We start from the raw sequence: 3,367 nt of genomic DNA, 5'->3' as shown, positions 1-3,367 counted from the left end.
GGTGGCGGGCCCTGGCCCGCCACCGCACCCATGGCTCAAACCACCGGAGCCGGCTCGTCCTTCGCGAACCTGCGCAGAACGTTGTGCATCATCCGCGACACATTGTTGTCGTAGTCGTTCCAGGAAAGGCTGCCTAGCCAGGAGATCGACGATGTGCTGAACATCGCGCCGCCGTTGGCGGTGCTGAAGTAGGTGATGTCAGCACGCACGAGAGGGCTCTCCCCGCCGTTGAGGCCGGGATGCGGGAAGAACATGTCCTCGTTGACCACCGTGTAGTTCTCGCTGTGCCCATAGGAGCTGGCCAGCAGCCGGGTGTGCGGCGGCGTCCCGAGGGACAGGTCGTAGCGGTCCAGCTCGTAGCCGGCCGCACCGCCGCCAACCAAACCGAAGTCGCCGATTCGCTCGTCGTCCTCCAGGCCCTCGAAGATCCAGCTGACCTCGGGGTCCTTGCTGTCCGGCATCGGCACGAAGTATCCGGAGTGGTCGAAGCCGAAGCTGGTGAAGCCGGTTCCCCAGATCTTCTGGGTCGCGCGCGCCCGGCACCGCCAGAGCCCGCCGCGTTCCCCGGTGGTCGAGTGGTGCAGTTCGCCGGGACGTGCTTGCCATGCCTTGGCTCCCGTCTCGCCCTTGCGCACCTCCATTACCCACGGCTTCTCCGGGTGCAGGGAGACGACCCAGTAGAGGCCGTTGGAGGCGAGGTACATGCCACGGCCACCTCCGGCGAGGTACTCCTCCCAGGCGTCGACCATCTCCCAGCTGTAGTACTCGGGGTGCGACCCGGTCAGCACGACGTTGTACCGCTTGAAAAGGTCGACCCCTTCACGGCATAGATCGTGGTCGGTCGCTACGTCGTACTCGTAGCCGTGCTGCTCAAGCCAGTCGACGAGGTGCAGGTCGGCAGGGAACTGCCAGAGGGAGCCAAATTCCTGCCGGTGTGTCGGCCGCATGTTCAGGATCGGGCGTCGCCAACTGGTGTAGCCCACCCCGCGGTTGTCCACGTGGTAGTCGTAGGTGGACAGGCCGTACTCCCGGACCCTTTCATGCAGCTCGATGTCGCGTTCGTTGAGTACCGGAACATGCCCGGCGACGGCCTGCCCGCCGTCGGCGTTCTGCATGATCTGCCCGTTCGCGTAGGCGAGGTAGGAGCAGGTACCAATGAGCAGGAGGATCTTGGCCGTGGCGGTTCCGCGGGGAGGTGCCACGAAGAACGGGACGTGGTCCTCGTCGTCGCCCTGCCGGACTCGCAGGGCGTACACGCCGGAGCGGAGGTCATCGGGGATGGTGAGGCTGCAGGACGGTTCCCAGCGACAGTCGTCAAGAGAGTCCTCGTGGAACCAGAGCGCGCCGTACTGCTCGGGGGCATGGATGAAGTTCTCCTCCCGGCCCAACCAGTTCCATCCGGTCATGCCGCGGTCGGGCTGGTTCACGCAGCTGCCGTGTCGACCCGCCCCGGATATGTCCGCGACATGGTCGGTGGGGATCCCGTTCGGGCCGATGCCCTCCGAGAACGACCAGTGCGCGAGCAGGCCGTCAGTAGCCGCACGGTCCTCGACGAGCGCGGTGTGGTCATCAGCGCTCAACCACCGCCCGAAGATGCGCGGGCCGTCGATCTTTCCGTTGAACGGTGCGACCACCCATGTGCGTCCGCCTTGCGGAGCAGACTCCGCGAGGCCGGCCACCAGCACCGGAGCCGTCGTCGGCGCCGGGCTGACCGGCCCGGACACGGTTCCGGAGAACGACGATTCGAGTGGCACGACCGGCCCGAACACGCTGTTGACGCTGTTGATGACGGGCGTCTGGCACAGGAAGAGGGAACCGGTCGCCGGGTCGAAGCTTGCGGTCACCGCGTACCAGACCTCGGCGAACAGCGGCTTGTCACTGAACACCGTCGTCACGGTCGCGCCGTCGCCGACGGAGAAGGCGAGGCATCCGTCCTCGATTGTGACCGCCCAGCCACGCCGGTCATCGTCTGTCCATCGGGAGAGCACACCTTGACGGTGCCGGCGGGGCGTAGTCGACCAGACGAACAGCTGGACGCCGAACGCGCCAGCGGGGGCGAGCGCTGCGTCGCCGTCGGGGATCTCAACGTAGCTTCCGCACTGGGTGCGCTGCGCGTGGCCGGGGTACTCGCCGTTGACGGGCGAGTCGATCTCGATCTCCTTGAACGCGGGTCCGGCAGGATTCGTGTCCCCGTGCACGAGCCGGACGAGGTCCGCCCGGAAGTCTCCGCGGTTGTCGCAGGAGACGTAGAATGTCTGGGTCTCCCCCGCAGCGACGCTGGGGGAATCGCAGTAGCCCCGGATCGTGATCTTACTCATCGGGCCGACTCCCTCACGCTGTCGCGGATCTCCTGGGCGCGCAGCAGGAAAACAGCGTGCATGGCTGCCGCCTCCGACTCGTACGAGTGACCCTCGAGAATGTGCGGTGGCTCGCCGCGGTCTTGGATCACCGCTATGCCGTAGTCCTGCCAGGCCTTCCGCGTGTAGACGAAGTACTTGCCGAGCACCGGCTGCGTCCGCATGTAATTGAGCACCCGCTGCAACTGCGGACTGTGGAAATCCCGATAACCGATCGGATTGGCTGCATGCTCTGCGATTAGCTCCTCGGTGAGCAACGAAGCGATCTCGCGCCGTCGAGTGCGATCGAAGTGGGCATACCAGTCCTGTTGCCTGTCCCGGTAGGCGCGCGGGTCACTGATCCCCGCAGAAAGCATCTGAGTGTCCTTTCGGGAGGAGATCCGAAACCTACGCGAACCGCTCTGATCAGTCCTCTGGAAACCAATTCAGAGCCTGTCCGGCAGGTGGAGCATAAGGCTAGGAAACCCAGAACGTCCGTTGTATGGGGATATATCCCCATAGCGGCACCGCGTCCGCAGTTGGTGGTCACCCCGGGCGGGGTCGGCCAAGATCGTTGCCGAGACTGCGGGCGTGCACAGGTTCCGCTCGGCGGCCGCGTTCGCGACGCACACTGGCACCGCTCCCATCCCCGTCTGGACCGGGAAGAGAGCCCGTTTCCGGCACCACAGTCATACTCACTGCAGGGCCGCTTGACATAGAAGATTCACGAGGGCCTCCGAGCGGCGATGTGGGTGCCTTCAGCAGCTCACACCTCGCCCGGAGGCCCTCCCTACCTCGAGATCATTTATCGGTTTCCTGTCACCAACCTCCGCGGGCAGTACAGCCAGCCGACGGCGCAGGTGTTCTCATCAAGGCCTTCGGGCTTGCTGGCGCGGTTCGGCGGTGCGACGTCGATAGGACGCTCTTATGGTGTGTCAAGCCGCGCGGGTGGCTGAGGTGGGTGGGTTCTCGAGCTGGCGGTAGAGCTGGCGGGCGATGTAGCGCTTGAGGCAGCGTTTGATCTCCCGGTC

The 3,367-nt window shown here is 65.4% G+C and carries 3 protein-coding genes; 1 reads left to right on the top strand and 2 read right to left on the bottom strand.

The window, feature by feature from the left end; genetic code table 11:
• Nucleotides 1-35: 35 nt before the first annotated feature.
• Nucleotides 36-2,318, bottom strand: coding sequence for a N,N-dimethylformamidase beta subunit family domain-containing protein (locus ACFQE5_RS15385; protein ID WP_379585730.1), 2,283 nt, complete (start codon nt 2,316-2,318; stop codon nt 36-38).
• Nucleotides 2,315-2,713, bottom strand: a complete 399-nt coding sequence (locus ACFQE5_RS15380; RefSeq protein ID WP_379585728.1) for a hypothetical protein — start codon at nt 2,711-2,713, stop codon at nt 2,315-2,317. The genes ACFQE5_RS15385 and ACFQE5_RS15380 overlap by 4 nt, the downstream gene beginning before the upstream one ends.
• 193 nt (nt 2,714-2,906) lie before the next feature.
• On the opposite strand from ACFQE5_RS15380, the gene ACFQE5_RS15375 reads away from it, so the two are divergent.
• The gene (locus ACFQE5_RS15375) at nt 2,907-3,050 is read left to right on the top strand and encodes a transposase (protein WP_379585918.1); all 144 of its coding nucleotides are present in this window, start codon (nt 2,907-2,909) and stop codon (nt 3,048-3,050) included.
• The last annotated feature ends 317 nt before the right edge of the window (nt 3,051-3,367 follow it).

Source organism: Pseudonocardia hispaniensis (genome assembly GCF_042658695.1).
Taxonomy (GTDB): domain Bacteria; phylum Actinomycetota; class Actinomycetes; order Mycobacteriales; family Pseudonocardiaceae; genus Pseudonocardia; species Pseudonocardia hispaniensis.
Note: the sequence above shows the minus strand (reverse complement) of the source record. Positions and strands in the feature narration are given on the sequence as shown.

Coding starts and splice junctions, on each gene's coding strand:
- ACFQE5_RS15380 (WP_379585728.1), bottom strand. CDS start 2,713: ATGCTTTCTGCGGGGATCAGTGACCCGCGCGCCTACCGGGACAGGCAA.
- ACFQE5_RS15385 (WP_379585730.1), bottom strand. CDS start 2,318: ATGAGTAAGATCACGATCCGGGGCTACTGCGATTCCCCCAGCGTCGCT.